We start from the raw sequence: 2,929 nt of genomic DNA, 5'->3' as shown, positions 1-2,929 counted from the left end.
TCCTGATATAGAGAAGTTCATACACGCGAAGGAGAGAAACACCGGAACCAACGTGCTGAGCAACTTCAACATAAGCGTCGGCATCTGGGAGGACTTCTGGGAGGCCCTGAAGGAGGGCAAGCGCTATCCCCTCGTTAACCCGAGGACCGGCGAGAAGGTCAAGGAAATAGACCCCAAGAGCCTCTTCGAGGAGTTGGCCTTCATGGCCTGGAGCAAAGCGGACCCTGGGGTTATATTCTTCGACGTCATCAACAGGAGGAACGTTCTCGAGCCCGCAAAGGGCGAAAAAATCCGTGCAACAAACCCATGCGGAGAAGAGCCCCTCTACGAGTACGAATCCTGCAATCTAGCCTCGATAAACCTTGCAAAGTTCGTAAAGTATGACGATGAGGGCAACCCCTACTTCGACTGGGACGAGTATGCGTACGTCATTCAGAAGGTCGCCAAGTACCTCGACAACGCCATCGACGTCAACCGCTTCCCGCTCCCTGAGATAGACCACAACACCAAGCTCACGAGGAGAATAGGTGTCGGAATGATGGGTCTGGCGGATGCCCTCTTCAAGCTGGGCATTCCCTACAACAGCGAGGAAGGCTTCGCATTCATGAGGAAGGCCACAGAGTACCTGACGTTCTACGCCTACAAGTACAGCGTTGAGACCGCGAAGAGGCGCGGAACCTTCCCACTCTACGAGAAGAGCAGATACAAAGACAGTGAGCTACCGGTTGAGGGCTTCTACCACAGGGAGATATGGAACCTGCCCTGGGACGAGCTCGTCGAGGAAATCAAGAAATACGGCGTTAGAAACGGTATGGTCACCACCTGCCCGCCGACAGGCTCGGTTTCAATGATAGCCGACACCTCCAGCGGAATCGAGCCGATATTTGCCCTCGTTTACAAGAAGAGCGTGACAGTAGGGGAGTTCTACTACGTTGACCCTGTTTTTGAGGCCGAACTTAAGAAGCGCGGTCTCTGGAGCGAGCAACTCCTCAAGAAGATAAGTGACAACTACGGCTCCGTCCAGGGACTGGAAGAAATTCCTGAGGATGTGCAGAGGGTTTTCGTCACCTCGATGGACGTCCACTGGCTCGACCACATTCTCGCTCAGGCGAACATACAGCTCTGGCTAACCGACAGCGCGAGCAAGACGATAAACATGCCGAACGACGCGACCGTTGAGGACGTTAAAGCTGCTTATCTGCTCGCCTACAAGCTCGGCTGTAAGGGGATAACCGTCTACCGCGACGGCTCGCTCTCGGTTCAGGTCTACAGCGTTGAAGGCGAGAAGAGAAAGCGCGTTCCGGCCAAGCCGAGCAGGTACGCGGTTGAGAAGCTGAAAGCTGTTGTAGAAGCGGAACCCTGGCTGGCCAAGTTCATCAACGTCGAGGCGATACTCAACGGCACGAACGGAAAGAAGAAGGAAGAAACTCCAACCGGGCTGACCTTTTCGGTTTCCCACATCTCGGCACCGAAACCAGTTCAAGGACACCACCACGCGGAGAAACCGGAAATTCCGGAGGAGAAGATTAAGGAGCTCCTCGGCGTTGCCTACTGCCCGGTTTGCTACGAGAAGGACGGCGAACTGGTGGAGCTGAGGATGGAGAGTGGCTGTGCCACCTGCCCAAGGTGTGGCTGGAGCAAGTGTGTCATCAGCTGAGCTTTTCCTCCTTCCGGCCTTTTTAACATTTTCCTGCCAAAATAGGTTTTTTAAGGCGTTTCTTTTAACTTCAACCAATCACCCAAAGCTTAAGTGCAGGGCATAGAACTCACGCTATTCGGAGGTGTTGGGATGGACAAGGTTTACCTGACATGGTGGCAGGTTGACAGGGCCGTTTTCGCGCTCGCTGATGAGCTCAGAAAGCACTTCATGCCCGACGTAATCGTTGGAATAGCGAGGGGCGGTTTAATTCCGGCAGTAAGGCTGAGCCACGTCCTCGGCGATGTCGAGCTCAAGGTCATCGACGTCAAGTTCTACAAGGGGATTGACGACAGGATGGAGAAACCCGTTGTAACGATTCCCCTCCACGGCTCGCTGGAGGGTAAGAAGGTTGTCATAGTGGACGACGTCAGCGATACAGGGAAGACCCTTGAGGTGGTCATCGACGAGGTCAAGAAGGCCGGGGCCAAAGAGGTCAGGGTCGCCTGCCTCAGCATGAAGCCCTGGACAAAGGTCGTTCCGGACTTCTACGTCTTCAGGACCGACAAGTGGATAGTCTTCCCCTGGGAGGAGTTCCCCGTTGTGGTAAGGGAGTAACCCATTTAACCCTATTCCCCAACTTTTCTCGGTGATGGTATGAGGGCGTTCATAGCCATCGACGTCAGCGATGAGGTTCGGGACAACCTCCTCAAAGCCCAGGAAAGGATAGGGAACAAATCTGCCAAGATAAAGTTCGTCGAGCGGGAGAACTTCCACGTAACGCTGAAGTTCCTTGGCGAGATTGACGAGGCCCTAGCTGAAGAGGTCAAGAAAGCCTTAGAAGAGATAGCGAAAAGGCACAAAAAACACCGCGTTCGCGTTAAGGGGATAGGCGTCTTCCCGAACCCGAACTACGTGAGAGTGATATGGGCCGGGATAGAGAACGACGAGGGGATTAGAGCTATAGCAGCTGATGTGGAAAGGGAGATGCGTCGCTTGGGCTTCAAAAAGGACAAGGACTTCGTGGCGCACATCACCATCGGCAGGGTTAAGTTCGTGGGGGATAAGGTTGAGTTGGCCATGGCGTTAAAAGACCTCGCCAACGAGGACTTCGGTGAGTTCGAGGTCAATGCCATAGAGCTGAAAAAGAGCACGCTAACCCCCAGGGGACCGATTTACGAGACGGTTGCGAGATTCGAGCTCTCGGAGTGAGAACTATGGACATCGAAGCGGTCATCAGCGAAGTCCTTCAGAGAACCAGGCCAAGTGAAGAGGAGAGGGCCTTCGTTGAGG

Annotated in this window: 3 protein-coding genes; all 3 read left to right on the top strand. The window is 54.1% G+C overall.

The features are described 5' to 3' along the window. On the top strand, window positions 1-1,657 hold a 1,657-nt coding region (locus tag MVG27_RS02420; RefSeq protein WP_297556091.1), incomplete at its 5' end, for an adenosylcobalamin-dependent ribonucleoside-diphosphate reductase. 132 nt (window positions 1,658-1,789) lie between these two features. Further along, complete coding sequence (locus MVG27_RS02415; protein ID WP_297548735.1) at window positions 1,790-2,254, top strand: phosphoribosyltransferase; 465 nt, start codon at window positions 1,790-1,792, stop codon at window positions 2,252-2,254. Window positions 2,255-2,293: 39 nt separating this feature from the next. After that, window positions 2,294-2,848: an RNA 2',3'-cyclic phosphodiesterase gene (thpR, locus tag MVG27_RS02410; protein WP_297556089.1), complete on the top strand. Its 555-nt coding sequence runs from the start codon at window positions 2,294-2,296 to the stop codon at window positions 2,846-2,848. Window positions 2,849-2,929: the final 81 nt, after the last annotated feature.

It is taken from the genome of Thermococcus sp. (assembly GCF_027011145.1).
Lineage (GTDB): Archaea > Methanobacteriota_B > Thermococci > Thermococcales > Thermococcaceae > Thermococcus.
This window is presented reverse-complemented; position numbering and strand designations above follow the sequence as displayed.